At 62.3% G+C, this 16,171-nt stretch carries 16 protein-coding genes; 12 read left to right on the plus strand and 4 right to left on the minus strand.

Annotated elements, in window-relative coordinates:
• The first annotated feature begins 2 nt into the window (after positions 1 to 2).
• The 8 genes from PQR67_RS10135 (at position 3) to PQR67_RS10170 (ending at position 8,808) form a co-directional block, all read left to right on the plus strand.
• Complete coding sequence (locus PQR67_RS10135; RefSeq protein WP_408457784.1) at positions 3 to 923, plus strand: DNA-methyltransferase; 921 nt, start codon at positions 3 to 5, stop codon at positions 921 to 923.
• A gap of 32 nt (positions 924 to 955) precedes the next feature.
• The gene (gene trpA, locus PQR67_RS10140) at positions 956 to 1,768 is read left to right on the plus strand and encodes a tryptophan synthase subunit alpha (RefSeq protein WP_408457786.1); all 813 of its coding nucleotides are present in this window, start codon (positions 956 to 958) and stop codon (positions 1,766 to 1,768) included.
• A gap of 80 nt (positions 1,769 to 1,848) precedes the next feature.
• Positions 1,849 to 2,721, plus strand: coding sequence for an acetyl-CoA carboxylase, carboxyltransferase subunit beta (gene accD, locus PQR67_RS10145; protein WP_408457789.1), 873 nt, complete (start codon positions 1,849 to 1,851; stop codon positions 2,719 to 2,721).
• Positions 2,722 to 2,876: 155 nt separating this feature from the next.
• Positions 2,877 to 4,187: a bifunctional tetrahydrofolate synthase/dihydrofolate synthase gene (gene folC / locus PQR67_RS10150; RefSeq protein WP_408457791.1), complete on the plus strand. Its 1,311-nt coding sequence runs from the start codon at positions 2,877 to 2,879 to the stop codon at positions 4,185 to 4,187.
• 29 nt (positions 4,188 to 4,216) lie between these two features.
• Positions 4,217 to 5,128, plus strand: coding sequence for an SPOR domain-containing protein (locus PQR67_RS10155; RefSeq protein WP_408457794.1), 912 nt, complete (start codon positions 4,217 to 4,219; stop codon positions 5,126 to 5,128).
• A gap of 7 nt (positions 5,129 to 5,135) precedes the next feature.
• A complete protein-coding gene (locus tag PQR67_RS10160; RefSeq protein ID WP_408457796.1) occupies positions 5,136 to 5,630 on the plus strand; it encodes a CvpA family protein in 495 nt (164 codons plus the stop codon).
• A gap of 133 nt (positions 5,631 to 5,763) precedes the next feature.
• Positions 5,764 to 7,311: an amidophosphoribosyltransferase gene (purF, locus tag PQR67_RS10165; RefSeq protein WP_408457798.1), complete on the plus strand. Its 1,548-nt coding sequence runs from the start codon at positions 5,764 to 5,766 to the stop codon at positions 7,309 to 7,311.
• Positions 7,312 to 7,614: 303 nt separating this feature from the next.
• Entirely contained in the window at positions 7,615 to 8,808 is a 1,194-nt protein-coding gene (locus PQR67_RS10170; RefSeq protein ID WP_408457801.1) for an O-succinylhomoserine sulfhydrylase, read from the plus strand.
• Positions 8,809 to 8,920: 112 nt separating this feature from the next.
• Here PQR67_RS10170 and PQR67_RS10175 read toward each other — a convergent pair whose 3' ends face one another.
• On the minus strand, positions 8,921 to 9,700 hold the full coding sequence (locus tag PQR67_RS10175) for an AraC family transcriptional regulator (protein ID WP_408457804.1): 780 nt from the start codon (positions 9,698 to 9,700) through the stop codon (positions 8,921 to 8,923).
• Positions 9,701 to 9,731: 31 nt separating this feature from the next.
• Entirely contained in the window at positions 9,732 to 10,073 is a 342-nt protein-coding gene (locus PQR67_RS10180) for an FKBP-type peptidyl-prolyl cis-trans isomerase (RefSeq protein ID WP_074770998.1), read from the minus strand.
• 189 nt (positions 10,074 to 10,262) lie between these two features.
• On the opposite strand from PQR67_RS10180, the gene PQR67_RS10185 reads away from it, so the two are divergent.
• The 3 genes from PQR67_RS10185 to PQR67_RS10195 all read left to right on the plus strand — a co-directional run bounded on the left by PQR67_RS10185 (position 10,263) and on the right by PQR67_RS10195 (position 13,330).
• Positions 10,263 to 11,069: a sensor histidine kinase gene (locus PQR67_RS10185; RefSeq protein ID WP_408457807.1), complete on the plus strand. Its 807-nt coding sequence runs from the start codon at positions 10,263 to 10,265 to the stop codon at positions 11,067 to 11,069.
• Between the two features lie 95 nt (positions 11,070 to 11,164).
• Positions 11,165 to 12,508: a hemolysin family protein gene (locus PQR67_RS10190; RefSeq protein ID WP_408457810.1), complete on the plus strand. Its 1,344-nt coding sequence runs from the start codon at positions 11,165 to 11,167 to the stop codon at positions 12,506 to 12,508.
• A gap of 99 nt (positions 12,509 to 12,607) precedes the next feature.
• Positions 12,608 to 13,330, plus strand: coding sequence for a sulfite exporter TauE/SafE family protein (locus PQR67_RS10195; protein WP_408457813.1), 723 nt, complete (start codon positions 12,608 to 12,610; stop codon positions 13,328 to 13,330).
• Positions 13,331 to 13,368: 38 nt separating this feature from the next.
• Here PQR67_RS10195 and PQR67_RS10200 read toward each other — a convergent pair whose 3' ends face one another.
• Positions 13,369 to 14,838, minus strand: a complete 1,470-nt coding sequence (locus PQR67_RS10200) for a dipeptidase (protein WP_408457815.1) — start codon at positions 14,836 to 14,838, stop codon at positions 13,369 to 13,371.
• Between the two features lie 22 nt (positions 14,839 to 14,860).
• Complete coding sequence (locus PQR67_RS10205) at positions 14,861 to 15,520, minus strand: TetR/AcrR family transcriptional regulator (RefSeq protein ID WP_408457817.1); 660 nt, start codon at positions 15,518 to 15,520, stop codon at positions 14,861 to 14,863.
• 129 nt (positions 15,521 to 15,649) lie between these two features.
• Here PQR67_RS10205 and PQR67_RS10210 point away from each other — a divergent pair, with 129 nt between their 5' ends.
• The gene (locus tag PQR67_RS10210) at positions 15,650 to 16,099 is read left to right on the plus strand and encodes a nuclear transport factor 2 family protein (RefSeq protein WP_408457820.1); all 450 of its coding nucleotides are present in this window, start codon (positions 15,650 to 15,652) and stop codon (positions 16,097 to 16,099) included.
• The last annotated feature ends 72 nt before the right edge of the window (positions 16,100 to 16,171 follow it).

Below are 16,171 nucleotides of genomic sequence, written 5' to 3' on the forward strand. Positions count from 1 at the left end.
CGATGCGTGACGAGTTCGACGAGCCGCAACCGGCACTGGAAGCCACGACCCCGGTCACCGAGGTTGTGGCGGCCGAGGCGCCTGCACCCTTGTTACCGCAGGTGCCCGCCGGTATCCGGTTGTTGAACCGCGATTTTTTGTCCGATGTGGTGAATATCCCCGACGGGTCGATCGACCTGATCCTTTGCGATCCACCTTATGGGCTCGGCAAGGATTACGGCAACGACTCTGACATGCGTTCCGGCGAAGATTTTCTCGCCTGGACGCGTGGCTGGCTCGAGCTGGCTATTCCGAAGCTCAAGCCGTCGGGTTCGCTGTATATCTTCTGCACGTGGCAGTACGCACCGGAAATCTTCAGCTTCCTGAAGACAAAACTCACGATGATCAACGAAATCATCTGGGACCGGCGCGTGCCGAGCATGGGCGGAACGGTGCGCCGTTTTACCTCGGTGCACGACAACATCGGCTTTTTCGCGGTCTCGAAAGACTACTTTTTCGATCTCGATCCCGTCCGCATCCCGTACGATGCCGTCACGAAGAAGGCGCGTTCGCGTAAATTGTTCGAAGGCAGTAAGTGGCTGGAGCTTGGCTATAATCCTAAGGATGTCTGGTCGGTATCGCGGCTGCATCGGCAACACGCCGAGCGCGTCGATCATCCGACCCAGAAACCTCTGGAAATCGTCGAGCGTATGGTGCTGGCAAGTTGTCCGAAGGGCGGGCGCGTGCTCGACCCGTTCATGGGCAGCGGCACCACCGCAGTCGCTTGCGCCCGGCAGCAGCGCGAATTCGTCGGCTATGAGATCAATGAAAGTTACTGCGCAATAGCGCGCGAACGCGTTAGCGCGGCCGCGTCAGCGCCCACTGCCGCTCGCAAAACTCGCAAGGCTGCGGCCAAAGCCGAGCGGCAAACCGAGGCGCAATAAGCGCGCAGTAGCTAAAAATCCGAGAATATTCCATGTCCCGTATCAAGAACACGTTTGCCGCGTTGTCCGCCCAGGGTAAGAAAGGCCTGATTCCGTTCATGACCGCAGGCGATCCGGATCCGGCGCGCACCGTTGAATTCATGCACGCGCTCGCCGCCGGCGGCGCCGATGTGATCGAACTCGGCGTACCGTTTTCCGACCCGATGGCCGACGGTCCGGTGATCCAGCAGTCGTCCGAACGCGCGTTGGCGCATGGCGTGTCGCTGCGCCACGTGCTGGCCGACGTGAAGCGCTTCCGCGAAACCGACGACAAGACGCCGGTGGTGCTGATGGGCTACGCCAATCCGATCGAGCGCATGGGCACCGAAGCGTTCGCCAAGGCTGCGAAAGAAGCCGGTGTGGACGGTGTGCTGGTTGTCGACTATCCGCCTGAAGAGTGCGTCAACTTCGCGGAACAGATGCGATCTGCCAACATTGATCCGATCTTTTTGCTGGCGCCCACGTCCACGGATGAACGCATCGCGGAAGTCGGCAAAATCGCCAGCGGTTACGTCTATTATGTGTCGTTGAAAGGCGTGACCGGCGCGGCAAATCTGGACGTTTCCAGCATCGCGAGTAAAATCCCGGCCATCAAGTCGCGCGTCCCTCTGCCGGTGGGCGTCGGTTTTGGCATCCGTGACGCGCAAACCGCGCGTTCGGTGGCCGAAGTGTCCGATGCCGTCGTGATCGGCAGCCGTATCGTGCAGTTGCTCGAACAAGCGGCCCCCGAGGCCGCCGCCGAGACGCTCACGCGCTTCATCGCTGAAGTGCGCGAGGCGATCGATAGCGTCGCGACTGCCCGATAACAGTTATTTTTGTCGTCTGTAGTGTGAACGGCGGGTTCATCCCGCCGTTTGCGCAACCGCTGACCCCAGAAGGATTCAATATGAGCTGGCTCGATAAGCTGCTGCCGCCGAAAATCAAACAAACCGACCCGAAGAGCCGCAAGGGGATTCCGGAAGGCCTGTGGATCAAGTGCCCGTCGTGCGAAGCCGTGCTGTACCGCAATGACGTCGAGGCCAATCTGCACGTTTGCCCCAAGTGCGACCATCACATGCGCATCGGCGCGCGTGAGCGGCTCGACGGCCTGCTCGATCCGGAAGGCCGCTACGAAATCGGCCAGGAAATCGTGCCGGTCGACGCGCTCAAGTTCAAAGACAGCCGCAAGTACCCGGATCGCCTGAAAGAGGCGATGGACGACACCGACGAAACCGACGCGATGGTCGTGATGGGCGGCGCCATCCACACGCTGCCGGTGGTGGTCGCGTGTTTCGAGTTCTCGTTCATGGGTGGCTCGATGGGTTCGGTGGTCGGCGAGCGTTTCGTGCGCGGCGCGCAGAACGCGCTCGAACAGAAAGTGCCGTTTATCTGCTTTACCGCTTCGGGCGGCGCGCGGATGCAGGAAAGCCTGCTATCGCTGATGCAAATGGCGAAGACCACGGCGATGCTGACCAGGCTCGCCGAAGCCAAGCTGCCGTTCATTTCCGTGCTGACCGATCCGACCATGGGCGGCGTGTCGGCGAGTTTCGCGTTCCTCGGCGACGTAGTGATCGCCGAGCCGAAGGCGCTGATCGGTTTCGCCGGTCCGCGCGTGATCGAACAAACCGTGCGCGAAAAGCTGCCGGAAGGTTTCCAGCGCGCCGAGTTCCTGCTCACAAAGGGCGCGGTCGACATGATCGTCGATCGTCGTAAGCTGCGCGAAGAAATCGCGCAGTTGATGGCGCTCCTGAGCCATCAACCGGCTGACGCCGTCGCTTAAACCTTCGCATCAATGCAATGCCGCGCCGCGCGCTTTCAGCCGCGGCTGCTGCCAGGAAAAGCAGTCAAAAAAATAGCGCGCCGCGAGAGTCATCAAGCGGCGCGTTGTCATTTCCGGGATAATCACGATCTCGCAACGCAGCACAGATTGACTTGATGACCACATTCCCCACCCTCGACGCGTGGCTCACGCACCTAGAATCCGCGCATCCGGTCGGCATCGACATGGGTTTGGGCCGTATCACGCAGGTACGTGACGCGATGCAGTTATCGTTTGAGTGCCCGATCATCACGGTCGGCGGCACGAACGGCAAGGGGTCGACCTGCGCGATTCTCGAATCGATTTTGCTGCGCGCGGGTTTCACGGTTGGCTGCCACACGTCGCCGCATCTGTTGTCGTTCAACGAGCGGGCGCGCGTGAACGGCGAAATGGCGAGCGAGGCAGACTTGCTGCCGCATTTCGAAGTCGTCGAAGCCGCACGCCTGAGCCTCGCCGAACCGGTCACGCTAACCTACTTCGAATTCACGACGCTGGCGATCATGAGCCTGTTCGCTTCGCGCGGACTGGACGCGGTGATCTTCGAGGTCGGCCTGGGTGGCCGTCTCGACGCGGTCAACATCCTCGATACGGACTGCGCGATCATCACCAGCATCGATATCGATCACACCGAATATCTCGGCGACACGCGCGAGAAGATCGCCTTCGAAAAAGCCGGCATTTTCCGTCCGGGTAAGCCGGCGATCTGCGCCGATCCGGTACCGCCGCAAACCCTGATCGACTATGCGGAAAAGATCGGCGCCGAACTGTGGCTATTTGGCCGCGATTTCCGCTACGAAGGGCAAGCGGGCAGCGAGCGCCAGCAATGGAGCTACGTAGGCCCGACCATGCGCCGTTCCGCACTCGCCTATCCGGCGTTGCGCGGCGCGAATCAGTTGATCAACACGTCGGCTGCGCTGGCCGGTCTTGAAGCGCTGCGCGACCGTTTGCCGGTGTCGGCGCAGGACATCCGGCTCGGCCTCGCCAACGTCGAATTGCCGGGGCGCTTCCAGGTGCTGCCCGGCAAGCCCGCCATCGTGCTCGACGTCGGCCACAATCCGCACGCTGCGGCGGTGTTGGCGCAAAACCTCGGCAATATGGGTTTTTTCCCGTACACCTACGCCGTGTTCGGCGCGATGCGCGACAAGGATATTGGCGGTGTACTGGAGCATCTGAAAGGCGAGATCGACCACTGGTGCGTGACCGATCTGCCGACCCCGCGTGCGGCTTCGGCGCAAGAACTCGAGGCGGTTTTGCGCGAGCACGGCGTGAGCGACGGCAATGACAGCAGCGTGACACGCCATGCCACACCGGCGGAGGCTTTCCAAGACGCGCTAAAACGAGCGTCAGAGAATGATAGAATCGTGGTTTTCGGCAGTTTCTATACGGTAGCAGGCGTAATGGCCTACCGTAAATCGCAGCAACACTGAACGGGCGCCAGGCTCGAACCAAGCGATTCATGGGAATTTTCTCGTTCGGCAAGAAAGACGACGCGCCCACCCGGCGCGGCGCAAACACCAGTTCCACCCGGGCCGCCCGTGGCGAGCGCGTGGAGCGGCGAACCCGCCGCACGGAGCGCACCGTGGATGCCGATGCGATGCTGCTCGACCCTACGCTGCCTGAAAAGCAGCGTGCGCGGCGCAGGCTGGTCGGCGCGATCGCGCTGGTCGTCGCAGCGGTGGTGATCCTGCCCATGGTGCTGGATTCGCATCCCAAGCCGGTCACGGACGACATCTCCATCGACATTCCGAGCCGTCCCGCGCCGAAGGTCGCCAAGACCGATGAAGACACGCAGGCCGGCGTAGCACCGGATAACCCAGCGCCTGACACGGCACTTGCCGCTTCCGGCCTTGCGCCGACAACGGCAGTCACGCAAAGTCAGTCAGGCGCCGCCAAACAGCAAAGCGCGGCGACGAACATGACAGCGCCCGCAGCCAAGCCGGCGGTGAAGTCACAAGCGCCCACGGTGGCCGCCAATACGGCGCCTGCAGCGCCCGCCAAACCGGCTAAATCGACCAACGCGCCCGCCACGCAAAGCGTGGCGAACGCGCCAGCAGCAGGCGCAGACAGCACGAATACCGCCGCTGCCAGCGCGGACGCCAATTCCGGCACGCCGGCCTCCCCGCCGGGCAGCCGTTTCGCCGTCCAGCTCGGCGCGTTTGCGAACGACGCCAACGCGCGTAGTTGGGCCGCAAAGTTGAAAGCGGCGGGCGTGCCCGCATATACCGAACATCGGAAGCAGGCCGACGGCTCGACGCTCACGCTATTGCGCGCCGGCCCGTTTGCCGACCGTGCAGCGGCTTCCGCCGCGATTGCAAAAGTTCGTGAGGCCGGCTTGACGTCGGGCGCGAACAGCGGCGCCGCACAGTAAGCGAGCGATGTTCACTGCCTTCGACTACGCTGTAATGGCGGTGATCGGTTTGTCGGCCTTGCGCGGCACATGGCGCGGGTTTTTGTCTGAGATATTCGGGCTGATCGGCTGGATCGCGGCGTTTTTCATCGCGTGCCGCTTCGTCGGGTATGTCGTGCCATTTATCCCTGCCACGTGGCCGGGCGGCGCGCTAACCCAGTGGCTTCTGGCGTTCGCGCTGGTGGTGATCGGCGTGGTGCTGGTGGCAAGCGTGCTGAACGCGTTGCTGAGCCGTATTGTGCAGGCGACCGGCTTGAGCGGCGTGGACCGCTCGCTCGGTTTGATGTTCGGCCTCGTACGCGGGGTCATTCTGGTGCTGATTCTGGTCGCCCTTGCAGGCTTGACCGAACTGCCCCAACAGGAATTCTGGCGCAACGCCTTGCTTCGGCCCTATGCGGTCGAGGGCGTGCACGTAATGAAACCGCTGCTTCCCGAGACGCTCGCTGCCTACGTCCGCGTGTGACGATCAGGTGAACGGTTAGAGGAGCGCAGCAGGACTCCGGCGCAATCCGGTGCCTCTACGTAGTCGCGTACCCTCGCGCAGCATTGCAGGCACCGGCCGCCGTTACGAATTTCGTACCTTTGAAGGACATGCCATGTGCGGCATCGTAGGCGTAGTTTCCCATTCTCCGGTCAATCAGCTGATCTATGACAGCCTGCTGCTTCTGCAGCACCGCGGTCAGGACGCCGCCGGCATCGCAACAGCGAACGGCAGCAATTTCCACATGCACAAGGCCAACGGCATGGTGCGCGACGTGTTCCGCACGCGCAACATGCGCAGCCTGCCTGGCACCACCGGTATCGGCCAGGTTCGCTACCCGACCGCCGGCTCTGCATCGAGCGAAGAAGAAGCCCAGCCGTTCTACGTGAACGCGCCGTTCGGCATCATCCTCGCGCACAACGGCAATCTGACCAACTGGCAGCAACTGAAAGATGAGATGTTCCGCATCGATCGCCGCCATATCAACACCAACTCCGACACTGAAGTGATGCTCAACGTGCTCGCGCACGAATTGCAGCTGTCCAGTTCGAGCCTGCAACTCGATCCGGCCGCGCTGTTCAACGCCGTGTCGGGTGTGCATCGCCGGGTGCGGGGTTCGTACGCGATCGTTTCGTTGATCGCCGGCTACGGTCTGCTTGCTTTCCGCGACCCGTTCGGCATTCGCCCGTTGTGCCTCGGCAAGCAGGAAACGGCGGAAGGCGTCGAGTGGATCCTGGCATCGGAATCGGTCGCGATCGAAGGTATCGGTTTCGAGTTCGTGCGTGACGTGGCGCCGGGCGAAGCGATTTTCATCGACCTCGAAGGCAATTTGCACGCGCAGCAATGCGCGACGAACCCGAGCCTGAACCCGTGCATTTTCGAACTCGTGTACCTCGCGCGTCCGGACTCGGTGCTCGACGGCGTGCCGGTCTACAACGTGCGTCTGCGCATGGGCGATTACCTCGCCGAGAAGATCAAGCGTGAATTGCCCGACGTCCCAATCGACGTCGTGATGCCGATTCCCGATTCCTCCCGTCCGGCCGCGATGCAGGTCGCGAAGAAGCTGGGCGTCGAGTATCGGGAAGGCTTCTTCAAGAACCGTTACGTGGGCCGCACCTTCATCATGCCGGGCCAGGCGATGCGCAAGAAGTCGGTGCGCCAGAAGCTCAACGCCATGGGGATCGAATTCAAGGGCAAGAACGTGCTGATCGTCGACGATTCGATCGTGCGCGGCACCACCTCGCATGAAATCGTGCAGATGGCGCGCGATGCCGGCGCGAACAAGGTGATCTTCGCTTCGGCGGCGCCGCCGGTGAAGTACCCGAACGTCTACGGTATCGATATGCCCACGCGCGGCGAACTCGTCGCACATGGCCGCACGGACGATGAAGTCGCGCGCATGATCGGCGCGGACCATCTCGTTTATCAGGACGTCGACGCCCTGAAGCAGGCGGTGCGCGATATCAACCCGGCGTTGAAGGAATTCGAAGCCTCATGCTTCGACGGCAACTACGTCACCGGTGATATCACCACGGAATACCTCGACCGCATCGAAACCGCGCGTCTCGCACCGTCCTCGCAATCGGACCGCGATGCCGCGAGTGAAGCGGCCGAGGGCGGCCCGTCGCGTTCGCAACTGCATCTGCAATTGTCGGTTGGTTGAGCAATTCCGCGTGCGGTGTGCCATGTCAGTGGCCCGCTGCACGCCACGCCGCGAGCGTGTTAGCATGATGGCTTGCGTCGATTTGATCTCAGCTTGCGGACGCGGGGCAACCCAAAACAGCTAAAGCGAATGGTGGAAAAGCCGCAATCATCCGCCTCCGCTCCAGCTTTCCCCGCACATGAAGCCCGCTTATGCCGACGCAAAAGCGGGCTTTTTTGTTGCTGCCGTTTGGTGTTGTGCGCGCTTTGTATTTAAGCCGTGCGTGCCGAACCCAGTCATGGAACATTGGAAACCAGAACTAACATGGACGACTCCCTGAACTTCGATACGCTGGCAATCCGCTCGGGCACAGCGCGCAGCGACTTCAACGAACATTCGGAAGCGATTTTCCTGACGTCGAGCTTCGTCTTCGCGAGTGCCGCCGACGCTGCCGAAAAATTCAAGAATTCCGAAGACAACTACACGTACTCGCGCTTCACGAACCCGACGGTCTCGATGTTCCAGGACCGTCTGGCCGCGCTCGAAGGCGGCGAAGCGTGCATGGCCACGGCGTCGGGAATGGCCGCGATCATGTCGGTGGTGATGTCCACGCTGCAGGCGGGCGACCATCTGGTCAGCTCGCAGGCGCTGTTCGGTTCGACGCTCGGCATGTTCTCGCAGATCTTCAGCAAGTTCGGCATCACGACCACCTTCGTCGACCCGACCGATCTGGACGCGTGGAAAAACGCCGTGCGCCCGGAGACGAAGATGTTCTTCCTCGAAACGCCGTCGAACCCGCTGACCGAAGTCGCCGATATCGCAGCGATCAGCAAGATCGCGAAGGCGGCCGATGCGGTCTTCGTGGTCGACAACTGTTTCTGCAGCCCGGCGTTGCAACAGCCGCTGAAGCTCGGCGCGGATGTCGTGATGCATTCGGCCACCAAGTTCCTCGACGGTCAGGGCCGGGTGCTGGGCGGCGCGCTGGTGGGCTCGAAGAAGTTCATCATGGAGAAGGTATTCCCGTTCGTGCGCAGTGCCGGGCCGACGCTGTCCGCGTTCAATGCATGGGTGCTGCTCAAGGGCATGGAAACGCTCTCGCTGCGGGTCGAAAAGCAATCGGCGAATGCGCTCGAAATCGCGCGCTGGCTGGAAACGCATCCTGCGGTGAACCGCGTGTTCTATCCGGGACTCGAATCGCATCCGCAGCACGCGCTGGCCATGCGTCAGCAGAAGGCGGGCGGCGCGATCCTGTCGTTCGAGCTGAAGGGCGATACGCCTGAGCAGATGCGCGCGAATGCCTGGCGCGTGATCGACAGCACGAAAATCTGCTCGATCACCGGCAACCTCGGCGATACGCGCACCACCATCACGCATCCGGCGACGACCACGCATGGTCGTGTCACGCCGGAGGCGCGCGCCGCGGCAGGGATCAGCGAAGGCTTGATCCGTCTGGCAGTGGGTCTGGAAAACGCCGGCGATATTCGCGGCGATCTGGAGCGCGGTCTGGCGGCGGGTTAATCGTCAATCACGCTCGCTAGTCAGGCTAATCACGCTAATCGCGCGAGGCAGGTGCAGCAGGAAGCAAAAAGCGCGGGCCGCCTTTTTCAGACGGCTCGCGAATCGCACAAACTCAATGGCGCAGCGCGCGCCATTGCCCGGGCGCCAGCCCGAAACGCCTCGTGAATGCGTGGGTGTAGGCGCTCTGATCGCCAAAGCCGATTTCCAGTGCGATATCGCTGAGCGATAAACGAGGATCGGACAGCAAGCCAAGCGACGTATCGAGCCGCAGGCGCTGCAAATAGCGATGCGGCGTTTCGCCGAAGGCGTCGATAAAAAGCTGATGAAAGCGCCGCATACCGAAGCCGCAGTGCGCGGCAAGGTCGGCGATACGCAGCGGCTCCGAAAGATGCGCTCGCAGCCAGCAGTCGATGCGCGCGAAGTCGAGGCCGGCGCCGTACTCCCGCGCCCCGGCCGCCGTGCCGGTATCGGCCACCAACGCGGCGCCCAATCGGGCGGCTGCATCCCATTGAAAACGCCGGGTGTCCAGATCGCTGGTTTGGGCGCCGCCTGTGGCGTGCGCCGCAATCCGATGCACGAGCTGAGTGAGCGAGGCATCCACCGTCACGGCCCGCGCGCGGTCGAAGAGCCGTTCCGGCACGGCCAGCGAGGCGGCCGGGAGATCCAGCACCAATTGCCGGTTCTCGCCGATGCCCGCGTATTCGTGCCGCGCCCCGGCCGGGATGAGCCAGGCGGAACGGGCGTCGATCTGTTGCGCGACGCCGTCTACCGCCATCACCATCGCGCCGTCGAGCCCGAGCACGACCTGGTGAAAGTCGTGCACGTCCGACGCTTCGACCGCGCCGTAACGGCGCAGCGAAACGCTAGGTGCGGTGACGGCGGAGTGACTCATTGGCGAAGCCCAATTACAAAACAGAGAAGACTTAGACGTCGAGCAGTTCGACTTCGAACACGAGCGTTGCATTCGGCGGAATCACGCCGCCTGCGCCACGCACGCCGTAGCCGAGTTGCGGCGGAATCGTCAGCTTGCGCGTGCCGCCAACCTTCATGCCTTGCACGCCTTCGTCCCAGCCCTTGATGACCATGCCGCCGCCCAGCACGAATGCGAACGGGTCATTGCGGTCCTTGCTCGAGTCGAACTTCTGACCGTCGGTCAGCCAGCCCGTGTAGTGCACGCTGACGGTTTTGCCGGCAACCGCTTCGGCGCCGCTGCCTTCAACGATGTCTTCGTATTTCAGGCCGGATTCGGTAGTCACAGTCGACATGTGTCGCTCCTTAGGTCAAAAACGTAAAAACCGACATTGTAGGCGTGTTGGCGCCGCATCGCCCAGGATTGGCAGGTGGTACGCGGTTTGCGTCTCTGTTAGCCATCAGGCCAGGCTGGTTGAGCAGGGCGGCATGCCTATAATGGGGTTTCATCCAATTTTCAACGTACTGCCTGAGAGGGCTCGATCGTGACCACGTCTTCCACCGGGACCGCCGGCGCAAAGCCGGTTCCTTCCGGCCTCGTTGTCTCCGAACGCACCGCGCGTCTGCGCGCGGAGACCGCGCTGTTCATGCGGGATCACGTGCTGTCGCTGGTCTCGCATGACCTGCGTGGTCCGCTGAACGCCATTCATAGCTGGGCGTACGTGCTCGAGCGCAAGCTCGATGCAAACGATCCCAATTCGCAGCGCGCGGTCACCGGGATTCGTAACGGCGTAGACCAGCAGGTGAAGTTGCTGGAGACGACCGTCGATGCCACACGCGCCGAGACCCGATCTCTGGCGCTTGCTTTGGCGCCGTTTCCGCTGCATCCACTACTCGATGAAACCGTGGAGGAAGTCCGCACCGGGCTGGCGCGCGCGCGTGGCGTCGAAGTGACGGTCGAGTCGCACCTCGCTACCGAGCAGCTCAATGGCGACCGTGAGCGCCTCGCCGCCGCGCTGTGGCTGATGCTCACGTTTGCCGTCGAGGCGAGCGCGGCGGGCGCCACAGTCACGCTGTCCGCGCGCGCGGACACCTCCCGGTGGTACGCCACGGTCACCTTCAATCAGAGTGCCGCCGCACTCGGCGACCCTGCGGTACCCCATGTGCTGGAAGCCTTTGCCCGCAAACAGGCGCGCGAACCGCGCGAAGCCAAACGGACCGCGTGGGTGTTCGCGCTGTGTAAGCGCGTCGCGGAAGCGCACGGCGGCAGCTTCGAGCAAAGCGACGCACCTGAGGGCGAAACTGTTACGCTCGCGCTGCATGTACCGCTGAGTGCATCGACACCCACGTGATGCCGCCGCTGTCCGCACACGTTCCGGTGCGCGATAAACTTTCGTTTTGCTTTCACGTTTTATACTGACAACTTTTGTTGCCGGAGCCCCTCCCTTTGATCCAGGTTGTCGCCCTTATCGGTGCATTGTTTCTCGTTGCCCTCAACGGCTTTTTTGTCGCCGCCGAATTCGGTCTGGTGAAGCTGCGGCAAACGCGCGTGCAGAGCCTCGCGGCCAGGCATGGTATGCGTGGGCGTTTGCTGGCGAAGGTGCACGGACGGCTCGACGCGTATCTGTCGGCCTGTCAGCTCGGGATTACGCTGGCGTCGCTCGGGCTCGGCTGGATCGGCGAGCCGGCGTTCGCCGAACTGCTTACCCCGGTCTTCAGCCTGCTTGGCGTGGAATCGGAGAAGCTGATTCACGGCATCTCGTTGTTCTTTGCGTTCTCGTGTATTTCGTTCCTGCATATCGTGGTGGGCGAACTGGCGCCGAAATCGCTGGCCATTCGTGAGTCAGAGAAGGTTTCGTTGTGGGCCGCCACGCCGCTGTACGGTTTCTACTGGGCGATGTATCCGGCGATCTGGGTGCTCAACACGAGCGCCAACGCGGTGCTGAAACTCGCGGGTCTCAACGGGGAGCACGGCCACGACTCCCATTACTCGACCGACGAACTCAAGTTGATCCTGCGCGGCCGTCACGCCAACGTCGCGACGGAGCTCGGCTCATCGGATGGCGCGTACAGCCAGGACGAATGGAACACGATTGCGCATTCGCTGGATTTTTCGCGCATGACTGTCTCGGACCTGATGCGGCCGTCCTACGAAATGGTTGGCATGCGGCGCGATTTGCCGTTGCGCGAAAACATGCAGGTGGTGGCGCGGCACCGTTTCAGCCGCTATCCGTTGTTCGAAGACGCGTCCGGCGAGCGCGTGGCCGGCATGATCCATTTGAAGGACTTGCTGCTGGCGCGGCACGCGGGCAGCACGCTCGACGACCTCTCCAAATATGCGCGCCCCGTGCAGTATGTAAAGCCGGACATGCCGGCGCTCGAACTGTTTCGCCGCTTCCGCAAGGGCGCGCCGCATTTCGCGCTGGTTGGCCATAAGAACTCGAAGCCGATCGGCTTTCTGACGCTGGACAACCTGCTCGGCGCACTGGTTGGGCAGATCCACGACGAATTCCGCCAGGGCGACGCCGACTGGACGCGCATGGACGACGGCACCTTGATGGGCAAGGGCAGCTTGCCGGTGGTGTCGCTGGAGCGCGCGCTCGGGATCGATATCGACGAAGGTCAGGCTGAATCGGTCGGCGGCCTTGTGATTCAGGCGCTCAACGATCTGCCCACCGAAGGGCAGCGCATCGAGTTCGATCGTTTCGACGTGGTGGTCAAGAAGATGAAGGGGCCGCGCATCGTGCTCGTGCGCGTTTATCCAAAAGTCTTCGACGACGAAGGCGGTTAACTGGCTTTAGCCGGCTTTAATCAGCTTCGGTACTGCACCTGTCGTAAGTCAACTGCAGCATTGCTCGCGTAAAATCGCCGTCGATACCGCGGGGGCGAGATGGGATATGTGTTGGTGCTGTGCGTCGGTTTGCTGGCCGGCACGTTGAGCGGCGTGATCGGCACGGGCTCGTCGATGATGCTGATGCCGGTCCTCGTGATGCTGTTCGGGCCGCAGCAGGCCGTGCCGATCATGGCGATCGCCGCGATCATGGGCAACTTCGGCAAGATCATTGCGTGGTGGCGTGAGATCGACTGGCGCGCTTGCGGCGCTTATTGCGCGACTGCGGTTCCGGGCGCGGCGCTGGGTGTGCGGACGCTTCTTGCGCTGCCGCCACATGCCGTCGAGCTGGCGTTGGGCTTGTTCTTTGTGGCGATGGTGCCGACCCGGCGCTGGCTCGCGCGGCGCGCGATCAAATTCAATTTGTGGCAACTCTCGCTGATCGGCGGCGTGGTGGGCTTTCTCACCGGTATCGTCGTTTCCACCGGACCGATCACGGTGCCCGTGTTTATGTCGTATGGCCTGGTTAAAGGCGCCTTTCTCGCAACCGAAGCGGCCGGGTCACTGGCTGTCTACGGCACCAAAGTCGCGGTTTTCAATCACTTCGGCGCATTGCCATTACACGTGGTAATCGATGGTTTGATCACCGGCTCGGCACTCATGATCGGGTCCTTTTCCGCGCGGCTGATTGTGGTCCGCATGAGCCCCGCCGTTTTCAAACTCGTTGTCGACGGGTTGATGTTGTCGTCAGGCGTTTCATTGCTGTGGGCGGCAGGGCGCTAGGGTTGAAGCCGAGGTCCCGCCCGCGAATCGCTGAAACCTCACCCCACCGAGGCCTCGAACACCCGCCGGTAATTGCCCCCCAGAATCGCCCCGACTTCCGCTTGCGAGAATCCGGCTTGCAACAGCGCACTGGCCAGATCGGGCAACTGCCTGTAGCTCGTGAACACAGGGGGTGAAATAAATCCGAGCATGTCTGTCCCCAAGCCGACGTGTTCTACACCCACGACATCCGCCATGCGCTTGACGCCATTGGCCATCGCATGCAAATCGTGAAATGTGCCTGAGCTCGGCCATACGCCAATCACACCACCGGTGGCGGCGATTACGCGCGCATGGTCCGGCGTGATAAGCCGGCTTCGCGCGCCCGGATGCGTGGCCAATGCCGAATGCGACAGCACCAGCGGCTTGGTCGATGTATCCGCCGCGCGCTTCACCAGATCGTACGTCCCGTGTGCAACATCGACCACGATCCCCAAGGCGTTGCAGCGCCGCACCACCTGTACACCGGTATCCGTCAGGCCGCCATGCACCGGGGGCTCGGTCTGGATATCGCCAAGCTCATTGACGCGGTAGTGCGTCAGTTGCAGATGCCGTAACTGGTGCTTCGTGTAGGCCTCGTCAACACGATCCACCTGGCCTTCGAGAAAATCCGCGCCCTCGGCAGAGATAATCACGCAGGGTCCGAGCGGACCTTGGGCCGACAGCGACGCAGTGTCCGTCACCACTCGCAATTGCTGGCGTTCGACCAATTGATGCGCGCGCTGGAACTCGGCCTGGCCGAGCGCATAGAGTTCGCCGGGCTGTGGCTCGCGCCATGCTTCGAACCGCTTGCGGTTGTCCGCCACGCGCGTGACGGTCGTATCGGTAACGATGGCAAGACAGATGACGTTCATGCCGCCGGCGCGCATCGGCGCAGCCAACGGGATGAACGGACGATTCGCACCAATCGCCGGATCGCGCGACACGGTCACGCGGCCGGCGTGACTGTGCATGTCCATGGTGAGCGCGCCGTGCGGCGCCTGCCATTCCGGAGCGGTCCCGGATTGCGTTGGTTGTGCAGTCTGCGCCGGTTGTGCTGTCTCGTCGTGCGCCTCGGTATAACCGCCAAAGCGCCCGGGCGTACAAGCGCTCAACCCCAGCGCCGCGCCCGATGCCAGAAACGCGCGCCGGCTGAACCGACGCTGTGGCGCTACTGGACGCTCGACCGGCACAGCATCGACCAGGCGATACCGCCAACCCGCAGGATCGTCGACGAGGCGCATCAGGCGGCCGCGCAGAGTCAATGCGTCTGCTTGTGGCGCGAGCGGCACGGCCATCTGCACCTCAATCGACGTAAGCGGATTGCGCGGCACGCAGCCTCCGCAGCACGGTTCGTCGGCGCTCAGCAGAAAGTAATCGATGGTGTCCGCTTGCGGGTCCAGGGGAATCATCCAGCCCGATATGTCGATACGCGTGCCGTGCAACGCGTCGGCACTTCCAGTCTGGATACTCGGCCAGTCGATCTGCATCGGGGTTCCTCTCGAATGCGGCTTACTTGCGGGCCGTTGTAGCCCGGTTCTTATCGGCGGTCAGTGCGCCGACCATGCTTTCAACGAGCTTCAACGCGTCGGCTTTCAGGGCAACGGGATCGTCCGCGCCATCGAGCAATTGTGCTGCTTCACACACCATGCTGCCGATCATGCGCGCGGCGAGATACGCCTTGGCTTTTTCATTGCCGGAGGCCTGGTTCGTCAACGCGCCGATGAGCAACCCATAGACGTGTGCTTCTTCGATCTCACGACACCGCGCCGGGCCGAGCACGGCGGGCGCAGTTTCAATGACGAGCTGCCGGTAAGTGGGCTCGGTGCAGACCTCCAGAAATTCGCGAATGCCCGCGCTCATCCGTTTTGCCTCGCGAGCGGCTTCGGCGGCGGATCGGACCCTGGATGCGGCATCTGCCTGGAGAGATTCGACCAGGGCGTCGAACAACTCGGCCTTGTCGGCGAAGTGGTGATAGAAGGCGCCACGGGTTACACGTGCGCTGCGCGCAATGGCTTCGATCCCGACTTGCTGATAGCCCTGTGACGTAAATAGCTCGCCCGCAGCGGTGATGAGCGCCTGCCGGGTCGCGTCCGCATATTCTTCGCGACGGGATTTTGGGGTGAGGCCTGCGGTTGGCATGGGTTTCGTTTTTATCCCTTGATTTTTCACATTCTGATTGTAGTATACATACACGGTGTATGTGAAAATCTCACTGTATGTTGAAGCGGCCTTTGGCTGCGGCCTGACTACCCGGGCAACAACACCGTAGGTAAGCAACCCATTCAGGAGCAAACCCACATGACGACAGCAGAAAAATACCTTCCCCCGAGCGCGGAGCAGTTAGCCAATGCCCGGATTGCCGTGCAACGCTTCGCTTCGGAGTGGCAACACCCCGTTGCCGACAACCTGGAAGCGCTCATGCATGAGGACACACGAAACCTGATCCCACCCATGACGGAACCGGCCGACCGGAAGGGCGTAATCGAACACTTCCGTCAGGTTTTGACGCAACTTCCGGACTTGAAAGTGGACGTGCTTCAATGGGCGCCCACTGGCGACGCCGTCATGATCGAGTGGCGGGCATCAGCCACCGTGGCCGGGCAAGCGCTCAACTGGCAAGGCGTCGACCGTTTCAACCTGCGCGGTGAGCGGATGTACAAAGGGCAGGTGTATTGGGACACCCGGCGGGTGGCGGAACAGGTGGCGGAAGCCGTCAAGCGCGCGCAACAAGGCGGCTCAGCGGCGTGAGGCATCGCCTTCAGTGGGCCAATGAGTTGGCCCACAAGTGGGCGCAATAGGTGAGTGCAACAAGTGAGCCAA

The organism is Paraburkholderia fungorum (assembly GCF_046026025.1).
GTDB classification, from domain to species: Bacteria; Pseudomonadota; Gammaproteobacteria; order Burkholderiales; family Burkholderiaceae; genus Paraburkholderia; species Paraburkholderia fungorum_E.

Coding starts and splice junctions, on each gene's coding strand:
- PQR67_RS10175 (WP_408457804.1), bottom strand. CDS start 9,700: ATGAGTCACTCCGCCGTCACCGCACCTAGCGTTTCGCTGCGCCGTTAC.
- trpA (WP_408457786.1), top strand. CDS start 956: ATGTCCCGTATCAAGAACACGTTTGCCGCGTTGTCCGCCCAGGGTAAG.
- PQR67_RS10135 (WP_408457784.1), top strand. CDS start 3: ATGCGTGACGAGTTCGACGAGCCGCAACCGGCACTGGAAGCCACGACC.
- folC (WP_408457791.1), top strand. CDS start 2,877: ATGACCACATTCCCCACCCTCGACGCGTGGCTCACGCACCTAGAATCC.
- PQR67_RS10195 (WP_408457813.1), top strand. CDS start 12,608: ATGGGATATGTGTTGGTGCTGTGCGTCGGTTTGCTGGCCGGCACGTTG.
- PQR67_RS10170 (WP_408457801.1), top strand. CDS start 7,615: ATGGACGACTCCCTGAACTTCGATACGCTGGCAATCCGCTCGGGCACA.
- PQR67_RS10155 (WP_408457794.1), top strand. CDS start 4,217: ATGGGAATTTTCTCGTTCGGCAAGAAAGACGACGCGCCCACCCGGCGC.
- purF (WP_408457798.1), top strand. CDS start 5,764: ATGTGCGGCATCGTAGGCGTAGTTTCCCATTCTCCGGTCAATCAGCTG.
- PQR67_RS10200 (WP_408457815.1), bottom strand. CDS start 14,838: ATGCAGATCGACTGGCCGAGTATCCAGACTGGAAGTGCCGACGCGTTG.
- PQR67_RS10160 (WP_408457796.1), top strand. CDS start 5,136: ATGTTCACTGCCTTCGACTACGCTGTAATGGCGGTGATCGGTTTGTCG.
- PQR67_RS10210 (WP_408457820.1), top strand. CDS start 15,650: ATGACGACAGCAGAAAAATACCTTCCCCCGAGCGCGGAGCAGTTAGCC.
- accD (WP_408457789.1), top strand. CDS start 1,849: ATGAGCTGGCTCGATAAGCTGCTGCCGCCGAAAATCAAACAAACCGAC.
- PQR67_RS10180 (WP_074770998.1), bottom strand. CDS start 10,073: ATGTCGACTGTGACTACCGAATCCGGCCTGAAATACGAAGACATCGTT.